The sequence below is a fragment of the Enterobacter sp. 6722112 genome (assembly GCF_058661685.1).
Genome location: NZ_JBZWGR010000007.1, coordinates 285,704 through 303,586, shown reverse-complemented (window position 1 = coordinate 303,586; position 17,883 = coordinate 285,704). Strand labels below are relative to the sequence as shown.

Annotated in this window: 13 protein-coding genes; 3 read left to right on the top strand and 10 right to left on the bottom strand. The window is 57.5% G+C overall.

Going from position 1 to position 17,883, the window contains the following annotated elements; all coding sequences use genetic code 11:
• Nucleotides 1–4 precede the first annotated feature (4 nt).
• Nucleotides 5–1,357 (bottom strand): metalloprotease PmbA, encoded by a 1,353-nt coding sequence (gene pmbA / locus AC4OVU_RS03000; RefSeq protein ID WP_015572506.1) that lies wholly within the window; start codon nucleotides 1,355–1,357, stop codon nucleotides 5–7.
• Nucleotides 1,358–1,452: 95 nt separating this feature from the next.
• Here pmbA and yjgA point away from each other — a divergent pair, with 95 nt between their 5' ends.
• Nucleotides 1,453–2,004 (top strand): ribosome biogenesis factor YjgA, encoded by a 552-nt coding sequence (gene yjgA, locus AC4OVU_RS02995; RefSeq protein ID WP_003856072.1) that lies wholly within the window; start codon nucleotides 1,453–1,455, stop codon nucleotides 2,002–2,004.
• A gap of 104 nt (nucleotides 2,005–2,108) precedes the next feature.
• Here the strand turns inward: yjgA and mpl are convergent, their stop codons facing one another.
• On the bottom strand, nucleotides 2,109–3,482 hold the full coding sequence (gene mpl / locus AC4OVU_RS02990; RefSeq protein WP_017694649.1) for a UDP-N-acetylmuramate:L-alanyl-gamma-D-glutamyl-meso-diaminopimelate ligase: 1,374 nt from the start codon (nucleotides 3,480–3,482) through the stop codon (nucleotides 2,109–2,111).
• Nucleotides 3,483–3,661: 179 nt separating this feature from the next.
• Between mpl and fbp the strand changes: the two genes are divergently transcribed.
• Nucleotides 3,662–4,660 (top strand): class 1 fructose-bisphosphatase, encoded by a 999-nt coding sequence (fbp, locus tag AC4OVU_RS02985; protein ID WP_110292706.1) that lies wholly within the window; start codon nucleotides 3,662–3,664, stop codon nucleotides 4,658–4,660.
• A 37-nt stretch (nucleotides 4,661–4,697) separates the two neighbouring features.
• Here fbp and AC4OVU_RS02980 read toward each other — a convergent pair whose 3' ends face one another.
• The 5 genes from AC4OVU_RS02980 to ytfQ all read right to left on the bottom strand — a co-directional run bounded on the left by AC4OVU_RS02980 (nucleotide 4,698) and on the right by ytfQ (nucleotide 10,946).
• Complete coding sequence (locus AC4OVU_RS02980; RefSeq protein ID WP_045341478.1) at nucleotides 4,698–6,266, bottom strand: methyl-accepting chemotaxis protein; 1,569 nt, start codon at nucleotides 6,264–6,266, stop codon at nucleotides 4,698–4,700.
• Nucleotides 6,267–6,359: 93 nt separating this feature from the next.
• Entirely contained in the window at nucleotides 6,360–7,361 is a 1,002-nt protein-coding gene (gene yjfF, locus AC4OVU_RS02975) for a galactofuranose ABC transporter, permease protein YjfF (protein ID WP_017383921.1), read from the bottom strand.
• Entirely contained in the window at nucleotides 7,348–8,373 is a 1,026-nt protein-coding gene (gene ytfT, locus AC4OVU_RS02970; RefSeq protein WP_181419218.1) for a galactofuranose ABC transporter, ATP-binding protein YtfT, read from the bottom strand. The genes yjfF and ytfT overlap by 14 nt, the downstream gene beginning before the upstream one ends.
• Before the next feature lie 10 nt (nucleotides 8,374–8,383).
• On the bottom strand, nucleotides 8,384–9,886 hold the full coding sequence (gene ytfR / locus AC4OVU_RS02965) for a galactofuranose ABC transporter, ATP-binding protein YtfR (RefSeq protein WP_110292704.1): 1,503 nt from the start codon (nucleotides 9,884–9,886) through the stop codon (nucleotides 8,384–8,386).
• A gap of 103 nt (nucleotides 9,887–9,989) precedes the next feature.
• A complete protein-coding gene (ytfQ, locus tag AC4OVU_RS02960; protein WP_110292703.1) occupies nucleotides 9,990–10,946 on the bottom strand; it encodes a galactofuranose ABC transporter substrate-binding protein YtfQ in 957 nt (318 codons plus the stop codon).
• Between the two features lie 309 nt (nucleotides 10,947–11,255).
• On the opposite strand from ytfQ, the gene ppa reads away from it, so the two are divergent.
• Nucleotides 11,256–11,786, top strand: a complete 531-nt coding sequence (ppa, locus tag AC4OVU_RS02955; RefSeq protein WP_006810347.1) for an inorganic diphosphatase — start codon at nucleotides 11,256–11,258, stop codon at nucleotides 11,784–11,786.
• Nucleotides 11,787–11,943: 157 nt separating this feature from the next.
• Here the strand turns inward: ppa and AC4OVU_RS02950 are convergent, their stop codons facing one another.
• Genes AC4OVU_RS02950 through tamA form a run of 3 tightly spaced genes read right to left on the bottom strand, consistent with a single transcriptional unit; the run spans nucleotide 11,944 to nucleotide 17,797 of the window.
• Nucleotides 11,944–12,288: a gamma-glutamylcyclotransferase family protein gene (locus AC4OVU_RS02950; RefSeq protein WP_017383925.1), complete on the bottom strand. Its 345-nt coding sequence runs from the start codon at nucleotides 12,286–12,288 to the stop codon at nucleotides 11,944–11,946.
• A gap of 2 nt (nucleotides 12,289–12,290) precedes the next feature.
• Nucleotides 12,291–16,067, bottom strand: a complete 3,777-nt coding sequence (gene tamB / locus AC4OVU_RS02945) for an autotransporter assembly complex protein TamB (protein ID WP_047732957.1) — start codon at nucleotides 16,065–16,067, stop codon at nucleotides 12,291–12,293.
• Nucleotides 16,064–17,797, bottom strand: a complete 1,734-nt coding sequence (gene tamA, locus AC4OVU_RS02940) for an autotransporter assembly complex protein TamA (RefSeq protein WP_017694656.1) — start codon at nucleotides 17,795–17,797, stop codon at nucleotides 16,064–16,066. The genes tamB and tamA overlap by 4 nt, the downstream gene beginning before the upstream one ends.
• Between the last annotated feature and the right edge of the window lie 86 nt (nucleotides 17,798–17,883).

Sequence of the window (17,883 nt, the reverse complement as noted above, 5' to 3'; positions counted from 1 at the left end):
GGGATTATTGCCCGGCGATTTTCATCTCCGGCAGTAATACAGAACCACACTGAATATTGCTGCGTGTTTCAATATCGTTACCGACCGTAACAATATTGCGCCACATGTCCTTCAGGTTGCCGGCGATGGTGATTTCGCTCACCGGATACTGAATTTCACCGTTTTCGACCCAGAAGCCCGCTGCGCCGCGAGAGTAGTCGCCGGTGATACCGCTCACGCCCTGCCCCATCAGCTCGGTGACCACCAGGCCGGTGCCCATCTCTTTCAGCATCTGTTCAAAATTCAGGCCCTGTCCGGCAATGCGCCAGTTATGAATGCCGCCCGCGTGCCCGGTGCTTTTCAGCCCCAGCTTACGCGCGGAGTAGTTGGTCAGCAGCCACTGGGTCAGAATGCCGTCTTTCACGATATCACGACGTTCCGTGCGCACGCCTTCGCTGTCGAACGGCGTAGAGGCCAGCCCTTTCAGCAGGTGTGGGTGCTCTTCGATGGTCAGCCATTCCGGCAGGATCTGCTTGCCCAGCGAGTCGAGCAGGAAAGTCGATTTACGGTACACCGAACCGCCCGCAATCGCTCCCACCAGATGACCAAACAGGCCGGTTGCCACTTCGTTGGCAAAAATGACCGGCGCTTTCATGGTGGAGAGTTTACGCGGCGAAAGGCGTGACAGCGTGCGTTCGGCGCACGCTTTTCCCACCCACTCCGGAGACTGCAAATCTCCTAGCGCGCGGCCAATGGTATACGCGTAATCACGCTCCATATCGCCGTTTTCTTCGGCAATGACGCAGCTGGAAAGCGAGTGACGGGTTGAGCAGTACCCCTGCAACATGCCATGGGAGTTACCAAACACTTTGATGCCGTAGTGGCTGTTAAAGCTGCCGCCTTCGGTATTGGTGATGCGTTTGTCAGCCTGCAAAGAGGCCTGCTCGGCTCGCGCGGCCAGCTCAATGGCTTCGTCCGGCGTCACTTCCGCGGGATGGAACAGATCGAGATCCGGCGCGTCAAACGCCAGCAGCTCTTTATCGGCCACGCCAGCGTAAGGGTCCGGGGAGGTGTAACGCGCGATATCCAGCGCCGCCTGCACCGTACGGGCGATGGCATCCGGGCTGAGATCGGTAGACGACGCGCTGCCTTTACGATTCTGGTGATACACCGTGATCCCCAGCGCGCCATCGCTGTTAAATTCTACATTCTCCACTTCGCCATAGCGGGTGCTCACGCTAATGCCGGTGGTTTTGCTGACCGCCACTTCGGCGCCATCTGATTTACCTGAAGCGAGCGTCAGCGCGGTGGAGACGGCTTCTTCCAGGATCTTACGCTGCGCTTCAACTTGTGAGGTTACTTTCATCGCAAATGCCATACTGTAAGAGAGAGTTAAGTGAAGTCTAACAGAGAACCGTTTTTCAGTGCGCGTCTTAACTGGTAACATTAGCCTCTTTTTTTAAGGAGCCTGACATGACTAAGCAGCCCGAAGACTGGCTCGACGACGTTCCCGGTGATGACATCGAAGACGAAGATGATGAGATCATCTGGGTCAGTAAAAGTGAAATTAAACGTGACGCCGAAGAGTTAAAACAGCTTGGCGCAGAAATGGTAGAACTGGGTAAAAACGCGCTGGATAAGATCCCGCTCGACCAGGATCTGCGTGATGCCATTGAACTGGCACAGAAAATCAAAAAAGAAGGGCGTCGCCGCCAGCTTCAGCTTATCGGGAAACTGCTGCGTCAGCGCGACGTGGAGCCGATCCGTCAGGCGCTGGACAAACTGAAAAACCGCCACAACCAGCAGGTTGCGCTGTTCCATAAGCTGGAGCAGATCCGCGATCGTTTGATCGAGCAGGGTGATGACGCAGTACCTGAAGTGCTGAACCTGTGGCCGAATGCCGACCGCCAGCAGCTGCGATCGCTTATCCGCAACGCGAAGAAAGAGAAAGAAGGGAATAAGCCGCCGAAGTCTGCGCGCCTGATTTTCCAGTATCTGCGCGAGCTGTCTGAGAACGAAGAGTAATCTGTGCGGGTTTGCGCCGGATGGCGGCGTAAACGCCTTATCCGGCCTACAAGGTCGTGCGAAAAAATGTAGGCCCGGTAAGCGCTAGCGCCACCGGGCTTTTTTTACTCTGCGGCCGCGGCTTTCTTCGCCAGACCGTCCAGCAGCTTCTGATGGATCCCACCAAACCCACCGTTGCTCATCACCAGAATGTGATCGCCAGGCTGTGCGGCTTTCACCACCATATCCGCTAAGACATCCACGTCCGCACTCCAGTGCGCCGGCTGAATGCAGGCGTCTGCCACTTCGGCCACCTGCCACGGAATATGCTGCGGTTGCAGCAGGAAGACCTCGTCGGCACGCCCTAAGGACGGTGCGAGATCGTCTTTGCAGATGCCCATTTTCATGGTGTTCGAACGCGGTTCCAGCACGGCCAGAATGCGCGCGGTGCCGCCAACTTTGCCACGCAATGCGGCAAGCGTCGCCAGAATGGCCGTTGGGTGGTGCGCGAAATCGTCATACACCGTCACGCCGTGGGCTTCACCGCGCAGCTCCAGACGGCGACGGGCGTTGATAAACGAGCCCAGCGCATTGGCGGCATCCGCAGGCAGTACGCCCACGTGACGCGCCGCGGCGATCGCCATCAGGCCGTTGTGCATGTTGTGCTCGCCCACCAGGCCCCACTTCACCTCGCCCACTTTCTCACCGTCGAGCAGCACTTCCCATTCGGAGGCATCCGCGTTGAGCTTTTTCGCCTGCCAGTGCCCCTGCTCGCCAACCAGCTCCTGCTCGCTCCAGCACCCCATCGCCATAGTCTGCTTCAGGTTGATGTCGTTCTCCGGCAGGATAATGCGGCCCTGACCCGGAACAATGCGCACCAGATGGTGGAACTGTTTCTGAATCGCTTTCAGGTCGTCAAAGATATCCGCGTGATCGAACTCAAGGTTGTTGAGGATCAGCGTGCGTGGGCAGTAATGCACGAACTTGGAGCGCTTGTCGAAGAACGCGCAGTCGTATTCATCCGCTTCAATCACAAAGAACGGGCTGTCGCCCAGACGCGCGGAGACGTCGAAATTCCCCGGTACGCCGCCGATCACGAAGCCCGGCTTGTAGCCGCAGGCTTCGAGGATCCAGGTCGCCATACCGGCGGTGGTGGTTTTGCCGTGCGTCCCGGCAACGGCGACAACCCAGCGGTCGCGCAGGACAAAATCATGCAGCCACTGCGGGCCAGACATGTACGGGATATTGCGTTCCAGCACCGCTTCAACGCATGGATTCCCACGGGTCATGGCGTTACCCACGATCACCAGATCCGGCTGCGGCTCCAGCTGGCTGGCGTCATATCCCTGAATCAGAGAAATTCCCTGCTTCTCGAGCAGCGTGCTCATCGGCGGATACACATTGGCGTCCGAACCTGTCACTTCATGGCCCAGCGAGCGCGCCAGCATTGCCAGTCCGCCCATGAAAGTGCCACAAATCCCCAATATATGAATGCGCATACGTCACTATCCTTCTTCAATGTGGCGCACATTTTACTCACATGTCAGCGGCTGTGAAACGCATTTCAGGTAAATCCGTATTTTGCTGGCGCGATTCACCTCTGCGCTAATATTTGAATGTTTGTTAAGATTGTTGGACATCAACCGCTTTACTCAACATAAGATGCAGGGAAAGTGTTATGAAAACGTTAGGTGAATTTATTGTCGAAAAGCAGCACGAGTTCTCTCATGCTACGGGTGAGCTCACTGCTTTGCTGTCGGCAATAAAGCTGGGCGCTAAGATCATCCACCGCGATATCAACAAGGCCGGTCTGGTCGATATCCTGGGTGCCAGCGGTGCCGAGAACGTTCAGGGTGAGGTTCAGCAGAAACTCGACCTGTTCGCCAATGAAAAACTGAAAGCTGCACTGCGCGCGCGCGACATCGTTGCGGGTATCGCCTCTGAAGAAGAAGATGAGATCGTCGTATTCGAAGGGTGTGAACACGCGAAATACGTTGTTCTGATGGATCCGCTGGACGGCTCCTCCAACATCGACGTTAACGTTTCTGTCGGTACCATTTTCTCCATCTACCGTCGCGTCACGCCGGTTGGCACACCGGTGACGGAAGAAGACTTCCTGCAACCGGGCAGTAAACAGGTTGCTGCCGGTTATGTGGTGTATGGCTCGTCCACCATGCTGGTGTACACCACCGGCTGCGGCGTACACGCCTTTACCTACGATCCGTCCCTGGGCGTGTTCTGCCTGTGCCAGGAGCGTATGCACTTCCCGGAGAAGGGCAACACCTACTCCATCAACGAAGGCAACTACATCAAATTCCCGAACGGCGTGAAGAAGTACATCAAATTCTGCCAGGAAGAGGATAAAGCCACCCAGCGCCCATACACCTCGCGCTACATCGGCTCGCTGGTGGCGGATTTCCACCGTAACCTGCTGAAGGGCGGTATTTACCTCTACCCAAGCACCGCCAGCCACCCGGACGGAAAACTGCGTCTGCTGTACGAGTGCAACCCGATGGCATTCCTGGCCGAACAGGCAGGCGGCAAGGCGAGCGACGGTAAAGAGCGTATTCTGGATATCGTGCCGGAAAGCCTGCACCAGCGCCGTTCATTCTTCGTCGGCAACCGCCATATGGTGGATGACGTTGAACGCATGATCCGCGAATTCCCGGACGCGTAACGCACGAAAAGGGGAGCCAGGCAGGCTCCCCTTTTTTTCAGACCGTTTGCATCGTCAGCTTGAAGGAGGCCATCGCTTCCATCAGCTCGCGCGACTGTTCCTCCAGGGAACGAGTTGCCGCAGATGATTGCTGGACCAGCGCCGCATTTTGCTGCGCCGTTTCATCCATCTGATTGACGGCGATATTCACCTGCTCAATACCGCGGCTCTGCTCCTGGGACGCCGTCGCAATTTCACGCATCAGTTTGGTCATACGCAGTACTTCGGTGGCGATCTCGTCCATCGTCTCACCGGCCTGCTGCGCCAGCTCGCTGCCCTCGTTCACGTGGGTTTGCGAATCGCTGATAAGCGAGCGGATCTCTTTCGCCGCATCAGCACTGCGGCTGGCGAGATTACGCACCTCACCCGCCACGACCGCAAAACCTCGCCCCTGCTCACCCGCACGCGCCGCTTCAACGGAGGCGTTCAGCGCCAGAATATTGGTCTGGAAGGCAATGCCGTCGATGACGCTCAGGATATCGGCGATGCGCGCCGAACTGCCGGAGATGTCGCGCATCTTCTCAATGACATAGCAGACCATTTCACTGCCGTGATCGGCGGTATCGGAGACCGACTTCGCCAGCTGGTGCGCCTGCTCGGCGTTATCGGCGTTAAGTTTCACCGTGGCGGTGATCTCTTCCATGCTGGCGGCCGTCTGCTCCAGCGAGGTGGCGGTGGATTCCGTGCGCTGGGCCAGGTTCATATTCCCGGCCGTCAGCTCGCGGCTGCCGGTATCAATCTGCGAGCTGGCGTCACGCACCCGCAGAACCGAGTCCATCAGCGACTGGCGCATCCCTTCGATCGCCGCGTTAAGGCGATTAAATTCCTGGCTCGCCGGCGCGTTCAGGGTATGGGTTAAATCCCCGGCCGCCACATGTTCCAGCTGGGCAATCGAGGCTGAAAGCGGCTTGAGCAGCATATGGCGCAGCACCAGCCAGGCCAGCACGATAATGCCAGCCGTCAGCAGCGCCGCGACGATAATCAGGATCAGCACGCGGGTTTTACTCGCCTGCACAGCGCTCACCTCCGCTTTACCGCGCGCCTCGCTCCATGCCTGGAACGCCTGCATATCGTTATCAAACTGCTTCGCCACCGGGACCAGCTTGTTTTCCAGCAGATCGTAATAGCTGTCCGCGCTTTGCTCGTTCAGGGCTTTCAGCATCGGGCTGATACCCTGCTGGTTGTACACCGCCAGACTCGCGGCAACGTTATCCAGCAGCTTTTGCCCCTGCTCATCCGCCACGCCGCTGCCGATCACGTCCTTCAGCGTTTTCTGTGCCAGCGCCACTTCCTGGTTAATGGTTTTGACCGCCCTGGCCGCATCGTCCAGCAGGCCGACCTCCATCATGCGGACGGCCTGCCCCGCTTCGTTACGCGCGCGCAGGATCAGCGTATAGCCGGCATTCAGCTGCACCATCTGTTCACCCTGAAGATGATTGATGCGCTGGAGAGAAGCGGAACTTTGTGTAAGGGCATAAATGCCGATGCCGCTGACAATCAGCAGCAGAAGGGTCATAACGGCCAGTAAAGAGAGCAAGCCGGTACGAATCGATAGCGTTTTAAGCATGATGTTATTTCCGGTAGCGAGATATTTCTGGGCATAAAAAAAGAATATCGGCCGCTACCGGAAAATGTTTAGAGTTTAAGCAATTTCAGCATGTTATCGCTCTGTTAAAGATGTATTCACCCGGGTAACAGGTGAGCTCTGGCGGTTCTCCCACAGCACCGTCAGGCCGCGCTGGAGCGCGATAAAAATAAACAGCAGAATGCCGATGGCGATTTTGGTCCACCAGGAGCTGAGCGTGCCGTCGAAGTTGATATAGGTCTGAATCAGCCCCTGGATCGCCACGCCAAACAGCGTGCCGAGGACTGTCCCCACTCCGCCGCTGAGCAGCGTACCGCCAATCACTACCGAGGCAATGGCGTCCAGCTCAACGCCCACCCCCGCCAGGGCATAGCCTGCCTGGGTATAAACCGAGAATACAATCCCCGCGAGGGTGGCCAGCCCGGTCGAAAGCATGTAGATGCGAATAGTCGTGCTGCGCGTGGAAATTCCCATCAGGTTCGCGGACGTGGCGCTGCCGCCAATGGCATAAACCTGGTTACCAAATCGGGTACGGTGGGCGAGGAAGATCCCGATCACCACCACGCCCAGCATCAGCAGCCCCATTGCGCTCAGGCGCCCCCCGCCGGGGATTTTCCACGCCAGACTGGAGAGCGTGTCGTAGATCGGATGGTTAATCGGAATTGACTCCTCCGACACCAGATAGCTCACGCCGCGCAGGAAGAACATCCCGGCGAGGGTGATGATAAAGGCCGGGATTTTCAGCGCATCGATCAAAAGCCCCATAAAGGCGCCGAACGCGCAGCCCATGACCAGCACCAGCGGAAAAGCCAGCAGCGGCGAAATCCCCCAAAAGCCAATCGCCTTGGCAAGGAACACGCCGGTAAAGGCGATCACCGACCCAACGGAGAGGTCGATCCCGCCGGAGAGGATCACAAACGTCATGCCGACGGCGATAATGCCTAAAAAGGCGTTGTCGGTCAGGATGTTGCAAATCACCCGCGTGGAGGCGAAGCCCGGGAACTGGGTCAGGCAGTAGAGGTACCCCAGCACGAACACACCCAGCGTGATCATTAACGGCAAATTACGTTTTATCATGACCGCGGAACCCCTTAATGAGAGTGATAAAGCGCGGCGACTGCACGATAAGCACGATAAGCACCACGACCGCTTTGACGACCTGATTCAGCTCCGGCTGGAACCCGGAGAGCAAAATACCGGTATTCATACCCTGAATAATCAACGCTCCCACCACCGAGAGCAGCAGATTAAAACGTCCGCCCATCAGCGATCCACCGCCGATAACCACCGCGAGGATCGCATCCAGCTCGAGCCAGAGTCCGGCGTTATTGGCATCCGCTCCGCGAATATCGGCGGCCACGATCACCCCGGCAATCGCAGCACAGACGCCGCTCAGCACGTAAGTCAGCATCACCATCAGCCGCGTATTTACCCCGGCGTTTTTCGCGGCCCGAATGTTAATCCCCACCGCTTCGATGAACATCCCGAGCGCCGTTTTGCGGGTGAAAAGCCAGAACACCACCAGCGTCAACAGCGCGACGATCACCGGCGTCGGGAAGAACAGAAAATTACCGCTGCCGATCCACGCCAGGCTCGGGGAGTTAAAGGTGACGATTTGACCGGAGGTGATAAGCTGCGCCACACCGCGCCCGGCCACCATCAAAATCAACGTCGCGACAAACGGCTGGATCTTGAGCACCGCAACCAGAATGCCGTTCCACAGCCCGGCAAGCACGCCGGAACCCAGCGCGGCCAGCAGGACCACCGGCAGGCTGTGCCCGGCGACGGTCATCGAGGCGGCGGTGGCGCCCGCAATCGCCATTACCGCACCGACGGAGAGGTCGATCCCGCCGGTGGCAATGACCAGCGTCATACCAATCGCCAGCAGCGCCACGGGCGCGGCACGGTTTAAAATGTCGATCGGGCTACCAAACAGGCGGCCATCCTGCACGACGATCTGGAAAAAATGCGGAGCCACCAGGCTATCCACCAGCAGCACCAGCAGCAGCGCCACGATTTGCGGCGTGCCGGTCGGCCAGGTGAAGCGGCGCTTCGCTTCGCCAGTTTGCGAAAGAGAACGGGACATCACATTTGACTCCTTACGCCGCGATGGCATTCATGATCGCCGGTACCGACAGTTTATCCAGCGGGATCTCTGCCACCTGCCTGCGATCGCGCATAATGATGACGCGATCGGCATAGCCGACCAGCTCCTCCAGCTCGGACGAGATCACCAGCAGCGCCAGACCGTCGGCGCAGAGCGTTTCGATAAGCCGGATGATTTCGGCGTGCGCGCCCACGTCGATACCGCGCGTGGGCTCGTCGAGGATCAGGAATTGCGGCCTGGTGAGCAGCCAGCGCGAGAGGAGAACCTTCTGCTGGTTACCGCCCGAGAGGAACTCGATGGGCTGTTCCGCGCTCGGGGTACGTATACCGAGCTGGCGGATGAAGCGCTCGGCAATCGCGTTCTGCTCGCGCTTAGGGATCGGACGCAGCCAGCCGCGCTGGGCCTGTAGCGCCAGAATGATGTTTTCCCGCACCGAGGCGGCGGCAATAATCCCGTCCGTTTTCCTGTCCTCCGGACAGAAGCCCACCCCGAGGCACGACGCCTGATGCGGTGAACGTAGCGTTTGTGGTTTGCCTTTGATCAGCGCCGTTCCGCTGTCGGCAGGTTTGATCCCGAAGATGACTTCGGCGGTTTCGGTGCGCCCGGAGCCTAACAGCCCCGCCAGACCCACAATTTCACCGGGGCGTACCTCGAGGTTAAACGGCGCGATGGTCCCTTTTCTGCCGTAATCGTGAAACGCGGCGATCGGTTTTTCGCTCAGCAGCGTACGGCCCGCGCGCTGAAGCGCGTTGGTCTCGAGCTCGCGGCCCAGCATCATTTTGACCAGCTCTATCTGCGGCAGCTCGCGGGTTTCCCGGCAGCCGACAAAGCTGCCGTTGCACAGCACCGTTATACGGTCGCTCACCTCGTAAACCTGATCGAGGAAATGCGTCACGAAAATCAGGCTGACGCCCTGATTACGCAGCTGGCGCATCAGGGTAAAAAGCATCTCCACTTCCTGGGTATCGAGGCTGGCGGTGGGTTCATCGAGGATCAGCACTTTCGCCGAGAGATCGATAGCGCGACAGATCGCGACGATTTGCTGCATCGCTACGGAAAAACGGTTCAGCGGTTCGCGCACGTCGAGAGAGAAGCCATACGATTCCATCAGCTTCGCGGCGCGCGCTTCCATCTCTTTGCGGCGCAGCAGGCCAAAACGTCTGGGTTCGCGGCCAATAAACAGGTTATCCGCTACCGACATGTTTGGCAGCAGGTTCACTTCCTGGTAGACCGTGCCGATCCCCAGTTGCTGGGCATGCGCGGTGTTTTTGGGCGAAATGGCGTTACCTTCCAGCCAGATAGCGCCGCGATCGGCGTGATAGACCCCGGTCAGGGTTTTAATCAGCGTCGACTTCCCCGCCCCGTTTTCGCCGAGCAACGCCATGATCTCCCCACGCCGCAGGCTGAAATCAACGTTATCCAGCGCCTTAACGCCAGGGAAAAATTTACTCAGGCCCTCTGTGCGGAGGATTTCCTGGTGTTGTTCGGTGGTCATGGTTTCCCCCTGCATCAGGCCGGATGACGCTACGCTTATCCGGCCTACAAAAGAGCGTATCGTAGGCCGGGTAAGCGCAGCGCCACCCGGCAATTTCACTGGATCAGTAGCCCATATTTTTCTTCTTCTCTAACTCTTCTTTCGCCGTGTCCGGCAGGTAGAGCGTGGATTTGGTGATGGTCAACTTCTCAGGCTGGGTGCCGTCCTTCTTGAATTTCTCCAGCGCATCGAATGCCGGGCCCGCCATATTTGGCGTCAGCTCCACGCTGGCGTTCGCTTCGCCGTCAATCATCGCTTTGTAGATGTCCGGTACGCCGTCGATCGAGCCGGTGAGGATATCTTTGCCCGGCTTCAGGCCCGCTTCTTTGATGGCCTGGATGGCGCCGATCACCATGTCGTCGTTGTGGGCGTAAACCATGCAGATATTTTTGCCGTTATTTTCTGCCTTGATGAAGCTTTCCATGACCTCTTTACCCTTACTACGGGTGAAGTCGCCGGACTGAGAACGGATGATCTTAATGTTTGGTGCTTTGGCGATGGCCTCCGCGAAACCTTTCTTACGGTCGATAGCCACGCTCGCCCCGACGGTGCCCTGCAACTCAACCACGTTACACGGCTTGCCATCCACCTGCTTCACCAGCCAGTCACCAATCAGTTTGCCTTCCAGCACGTTATCGGCGGTGACGGTGGTCATATAGAGAGATTTGTTTTTTACGTCGATGGAACGGTCGAGCAGGAAGACCGGAATTTCAGCATCTTTGGCTTCCTTCAGCACCGGCTCCCAGCCCGTGGCGACAACCGGGGCAATAAAGATGGCATCCACGCCCTGAGCGATAAACGAGCGCACCGCTTTAATCTGGTTCTCTTGCTTTTGCTGACCATCGGCGATTTTCAGCGTAATACCGCGCTTTTCGGCCTCACTTTTCGCCACATTCGTTTCAGCGGCGCGCCAGCCAGATTCAGATCCGACCTGCGAAAATCCAACGGTTAAGGGTGCGGCCATCGCCATAGACGACATGGCTGCCGAAACTGCTGTAACAAGAAGTAAGCGCTTCCACATATGAACGTCCTCGTAGGGTAGGTTATTGTTGGTTAAAAGATGTTCCGCGGATGAACTATAGCCAATGGAATATGTTACGGATTGCGTTACATCACACTTCAGAAAAGTGAATAAAACGTTAATCACAAGTTTGTAATCGCTTTCATTTCAACATTTAAAATGCGGCTGAGTTTATGGATTATCCTGTCATGGAAACGGTCTGAAAAGTGAAGGCGCGAGGGAGAGAAGACGAAAACAGGCGGAGACTTTCAGCGCCAGTTGGCTATAATACCTGCCACTTGTTTACCATCCATTTTAAAGGACACCGACATGAGCTTACTCAACGTCCCTGCGGGTAAAGAACTGCCAGAAGACATCTACGTTGTGATCGAAATCCCGGCCAACGCAGATCCAATCAAATACGAAATCGACAAAGACACCGGTGCGCTGTTCGTTGACCGTTTCATGTCTACCGCCATGTTCTATCCGTGCAACTACGGCTACATCAACCACACTCTGTCTCTGGACGGTGACCCGGTTGACGTACTGGTCCCAACGCCATATCCATTGCAGCCAGGCTCCGTCATTCGCTGCCGTCCTGTTGGCGTGCTGAAAATGACTGACGAAGCGGGTGAAGATGCGAAACTGGTTGCCGTACCGCACACCAAGCTGAGCAAAGAGTACGATCACATTAAAGATGTGAACGACCTGCCAGAGCTGCTGAAAGCGCAGATCGCCCACTTCTTCGAGCACTACAAAGATCTCGAAAAAGGCAAATGGGTTAAAGTTGAAGGCTGGGATAACGCAGAAGCGGCGAAAGCAGAAATCATCGCCTCTTTCGAGCGTGCGGCTAAGAAGTAATTCTTACTGCTGAGACTAAGCCCCGCGCGTCGGGGCTTTTTTGTGCCTGTCGCTCCTGGTAACCCGTGCGATTGAGGAGTATCGCCCGGCGGCGCTACGCTTGCACGGGCCTACGGCGCAAAACGACAACGCCACCTTACGGTGGCGTTGTCGTTTTTCAGAACTGGTCTCTGTCTAACCAGTTACCGCTTTCAATCAACGTTAACCCGTCGACCGAACGTTGGTACACGTACATCCATGCACTGCCGTAAGGCGTCTGGATCAACTGGCGAGCGTATTCACCGCCCCTGGTGCGCAAGGCATCAAGTTCGGCCAGCGTGGCATTATCAATACGATAAACCTCACCCTGTACCGTTCCGTTCCCCGGAACCGCGCCTGGATAGTGGCCCAGACTGTACAACTGGTAGTTTTCGATTGTGTAATTTCCCAGCAACTGGGCGTTGGTCATCCAGTGGCTGTTGCCTTGCCTGGTTCGTAAACTGCCGTAAACAAATATTCGCATTGCTAAAACTCAAACTGATAGAGCAGATCAAGTGCCTGGTCTACGCCGGACACTGCTTCCAGATATAGCTTAGGCATCAGGCGATAACGTAACGTGAGTGTAGCCAGTGAGTCAAAGATCCCCACGCCATATTTTACCTGTAGACCCGGCAGTACATAGCCGCTGACCACTACCTGCGAAGAGTCACCCACGCCCTGAGTGTCCAGCGCCAGATTGCTTACGCCAAACGTCTCGCCGATTTTACCCACAACCTGACCACTTTGTGCAACCCCCAGACCAACTAACATTGATGTCATTGCCGCACCATCGCCCTGTTGGCTATCCAGACCCTGGCCGCGCAGGAGGTAAGAGAGCGCTTCCTGTTGCGACATGGCCGGGTCAGAGAAGATCTCTGCCTTAGGTTCATCGGCGGAGCCCGTCACGCGCACGCCTGCAATCACATCATCTTCGGTGGCTTCCGGGTTACGGATCGCTTCGATATTGAGTACCGGCTGATCCGGTGGACCGGAGAACAGCAGCTCGCCTTTACGCACAATCAAATCCTGACCGTAGGCATGGAAGCGCCCTTCAGGAATATTGATTTGTCCATTGAGGCCAAGCCCCTGTTGATCCTGCGCCACTTTCAGGTCACCCGTGAGTCTCGCCTTCAGCCCAAACGCGTCCAAACGCACGTTATTCCCCACGTGCACGATAAGATTACTATTGATCGGTATGCCAGCGCTCTTCTGTTCAACAGGTTTCAGATTTTCATTGAGCATAACTTCGTCACTGGAGACGCCAACCGCGCTTTCCGGCACCTCGTGAACCACGATGCGCGCCCACGGTACGTCAACACGGCCATCCAGGGTGAAGAGACTCGGCGTTGCCTCAAAGACCACGTCTGGCGACACGTCCAGGCGCACCATCGGCGGTACCGTGATACGCACCCTGCTGCCTTTGGCCGCAATACGGGCGCGCCAGTTGTCGAGCTGGCTCCAGTCTGCGTCACCGCTCAGGTTGATTTGTCCCTGCTGCGTCAGCACTGAGCCACTGAGGGTTGAGCTTTGGCCGTTAAAGTTCATCGCCAGCTGGCTTGGCTGCATATCGAACGGCATAAAGTTACCGTCAATGTCCACGCCGTTTAACCGCATCTGGCCAAACAGCTGCGGGCTTTGCGCATCCCCCGCCAGACGCAGGTTGGCGCTGAGCATCCCCGCCGCCTTTTCTCCCCGCGAGAAGATCGGATTCACCATCGCCAGGTTGAAGTTGCGAATATTGACGTTGCCGCCGAGATTGCGCCGCCCTTGCGGATCGGTAATTTGCACCTGTCCGTCAAACTGACCGTTGTTGGTCAGGCGGATCAGCCATCCCAGTTCCGCACGATTGTTACGCAGGTCAGCGTTCACATTCAGGGTGTCGAACGCCACCGGCAGCGGCGCGTCATTGACCTCCTGCGTCACCTTCACGTTACGCCCGGAGAGGGTAACGCTGCCCTGCGGCAGTCCCTCTTTGGTGGTGTCCCACGCGACGTCCGCTTTACCGCTGAAGACCCCGCTGGCCTGGGTGGTTTCCGGCATAAACGGTTTCAGCATCGCCAGGTCGAAACGGTTGAGGTTGATCTGCGCGCGTCCTTCCGCGCCTGCATCAATGGTCTGCGGCACGCACAGCTCAGCATTCGGGTTGGTCCAGCAGTGTGGCCCAATGCTGATCTTTTGCTCCGCGTTGCGGTAATCCAGCGCGACAGACCGCGACAGCACCAGCGGGCCGACCGGCGTGCTGAAGCGGGTGTTATCCAGCACGCCTTTCCAGCGCGTCGCCTGGCGGTCAAAACTGCCCGTCAGGTGCAGCTGCCCGGAGACCGGCTCGCCCTGCACGCGTAGCTGGAGATCGTGCTGCTTTTCGTTACCTTTTGCCGCCAGCGTGACCAGACTGATGTTCACGTCCGGCTGAGAGATACGCTCCACGCGCAGATCCAGGTTTCCGCCGATCTGATCGGTGGATTTCACGTCCCCCTCGACGCGTACGCGGGCAATAGAAAGTTCCTGCCAGCGCAGGTTATTGGCGGTGATGTCCGCCAGCAGCTGCGGCGCCTCCACCGTACCGCGAACCTTCACTAACCCCTTCGCCGTGCCGCCAAGACCCGGCAGGGCGTTATCAAGATTTGGCGCGTCGATGGTGGCATCCAGATTGAGGTCTTTCACGCCCAGCTCGCCTTTAATATCCGCCGTGTTGCGACCCAGCGCCACGTGCAGGCCCGGGATCACCCACTGGAGATAGCTGTTGCCCTTAAGCGAGCCCTCTACGTTGACTTTGTTCTGCTTCACGTTGCCAGTGAGCTTGAGTTCCGGCACGTCCATCTGCCAGGTGCCACCGTACAGGCTACCGCGGGTTTTGATCAGGCCATCCAGTTTTGACGGCCAGTCCGGGACCTCTTTAGCGGTGTTGATCCCGGTCAGCTTCAGCTCGCCGCGCCAGCTGATCGCCTGCTGCCAGTCGAGCAGCGCGGTCAGCTCGGTTTTTCCTTCCAGCGCCGCCACGGTCAGCTTGTCGAGGTTAACCTGCAACTCGTTACCCTTCGCGTCCAGGATGATATCGGCGGGCGGTACCCCCTGCCCCTTCACTGCCGTGCGGAACGACAGCGTGTAGTCGGTCATTTTGCCACTCAGCTTCAGCTTCAGATCGTCAGCCTGGAACTGTTTTTCGCCGGTGAACGGCCAGTAAAGCTGCTTGCTGACAACCTCAAGGTTGAGCGGTAAACCGGCCTCTGCCAGCTGGATTTGCCCGCGCAGCACCATATCCACCGGTCCGGAGAGGTTCACGCCGAACTCCAGCTTCTCGCGCAGCGCGCCGCCGACTTTCACCTTCACCTTTTCGCCTTTCAGCGGATCGATGTTCAGGGCGCTGTTCAACGTAATATCTACCGGCCAGTTGTCGCGCAGCAGCGCATTGCCTGAGGCGTTGACCGACCCCTGGTTAGTATCAATATCCAGCGCGTCGAGCTTCATGTTGCCGTCGATACTGCTGACTTTAAGCAGCATGTTGAAGACCGTCAGATCGGTATCGCCGGTCAGACGCAACTGCTCGCCCTTAAACTCTTCGATATTGAGGTTCAGCGGCAGATGCACGTCGGTCATCTCCGGCAGAACCGGTTTCGAGAAGAGATCTTTCAGCGTTTCGCCCAGCGGTTTTTCTTCCGGCTGCGGGTTCTGGATCTTCGGCTCGACGATCTCTTCCTGCGCCACGTCGGCCACCTTCGGCAGCGCAATCAGCAGCCCTTGCAGGGAGGTTGGGGTCAGGGTGAGGTTTTTCTCCTGCCAGCGCAGACCGGAGGTGAAATCCATCACGGATACCGTCGTGTCGTCGATTTTGATATTCACGTTATCCAGTGCGACCCGGTAAAGCGCAATCGGGTACGGCGTGGAGAGGTTCAGCGGGCCGCTGTCCTCTTCTTCGACAGGCTCGGACTTCGGCATTTTTTTGGAATCTATCGCCACGTTAACGTCTTTTAGCGACAGATCGTTTACGCACAGCTGGCTGTCCCGCAGGCAGCCGAGCTTGACCGCCAGATGAAACTCGCCCGCGTTCACCGCCACACCGGGCTGTTCATAACGGATATTTTTCAGGCGCAGATCGCGCCAGCCGCCCGTGACCTGGCCGATTTCCAGCCCTGGCACCCAGCGGTTCGCGGCGTTAAACAGCAAATGCAGGCCCGTGGTGGTGCCCACCAGAAACGCCACCGTACCGAGCAGTAATACGATAAAAATCAGCACCCCGAGGCTTATCTTCTTCCATAAACTCATAATTCAGGCCCCAGACCGATGTAAAACTGTAAACCGTGTTCGTCTTTGTCGCCCACCGGAACGGCGAAATCGAGCTTGATGGGCCCGACCGGTGACTGCCAGCGCACGCCTACGCCCGCGCCGGTTTTGAAATCGCTGCGGCGGATATCGTTCACCGCTTCACCGCCGTCAACGAACATCGCTCCCCACCACTTGCCGCTGACGTTGTACTGGTACTCCAGCGAGCCAGTCGCCAGTTTTGACGCCCCGGTCAACTGGCCTTTGTCGTTTTCAGGTGAGATCGATTTGTACTTATACCCGCGAATGCTGCGGTCGCCCCCGGCGAAGAAGCGCAGATCCGGCGGGACGCGTTCGAAATCACCGGTTTCGATCCAGCCGAGATTACCGCGCATCACAAAGCGGTGTTTGTCGTACAGCGTGCGGATCCAGACGTTTTGCGCCTGAAAGACGGAGAAGTCTACGTCGGAGCCCCAGGCGGTGTTGGAGTAATCGATGGAGTAGCGCTGAGAATCGCCCCAGGTCGGCATCAGGCCACCGCGCGAGCGGGTACGGCTGATCATCACGCCCGGATAAAGCAGCATGGTGGTGTTGGTGACGTTTGCCTGGGTAAAGTGGTCGAGGCTCCAGCGCAGGTTAATGGCGCGCTGCCAGCCGCTGGAGAGATCCCAGAAGCGTGATACCGCAAGCGTCGTCGAGTCCTGCTCGGTATCGTTCAAATCGGTACGCTTAAAGCCGCCCTGCACGAGGTAGTATTGCTCAAGCGGATTTTTCAGCAGCGGCATTTTATAGCTGAAGTCCAGCTGCTGTTCAGGCGCAGACAGGCTGACGCTGGTGGTCAGGCTGTGGCCGTAGGAGTTCATCCACGGTTTTTTCCACGAGGCTTTCACGCGCGGGCCGACGTCCGTGGAGTAGCCGACACCGGTCTCAATGGTGTTCTCGGTGCGCGGAGAGACCACGCCATGCAGCGGTAACACTTTCGTTTTACGGGATTTATCAAATTCCGGTGCTACCACCACGGAGTTAAACCAGCCCGTCGCGGACAAACGACGGTTCAGCTCGCCCAGGTCGCTGGACTGGTAGTAGTCGCCCTTTTTAAACGGCACCAGATTTTGCAGATACTCGTCACGGATTTGCGATCCTTCGAAGGTCACATCGCCAAACCGGTAGCGCTCGCCGCTGTCGTAATCGATATCCCAGAATGCCTGACGTCGCTCAAGCGCAACGCCCAGCTGGCTTTTGTTGAACCGGCTGTCGAAGTAGCCTTTGCGCAGCGAAACGCTGGTTAAGGATTTTTTAAAACGATCGTAATCCCCGTGATTGAGCACGGTGCCCACTTTCGGACGGGTGCTGAGCAGATCCAGGTAGTCCCGATCGGTGCGCGCACCGCCGCGCAGCACCACGTTCGTGCCGCCAATCAGGACGGGTTCGCCCGGCGAGACGCGGGCAATCAACACCTGGCGTCCTTTCGCCGGCGGCGGGCGTAAATCGAAATCGATGGTGGGTTCATAGTACCCCAACGCCTTTAAGCCTTCGCGGATGGCGTCATCCACGCGCGCGCGAAAACGCCGATCCGGCGTGACCTCATCGCTCTGGATGGTAGAAAGCTGCGCACGCACGTTTTTTTCCAGCGCCCCGGATAACCCCTCAACCTGCAAACGGACATTCGCCGCGCTGGCAATCCCGCTGGTCAGCATTAAACTGACTAAACATAACTGGCGGATCTTTGTCACGTTTTCTCCTGAATATCCCTGTTTCCACCCTGGAAGCAAATGCAGTGCCGCTCCGCGGCAAAATACGGCCTGAAAGCCAAAAACCC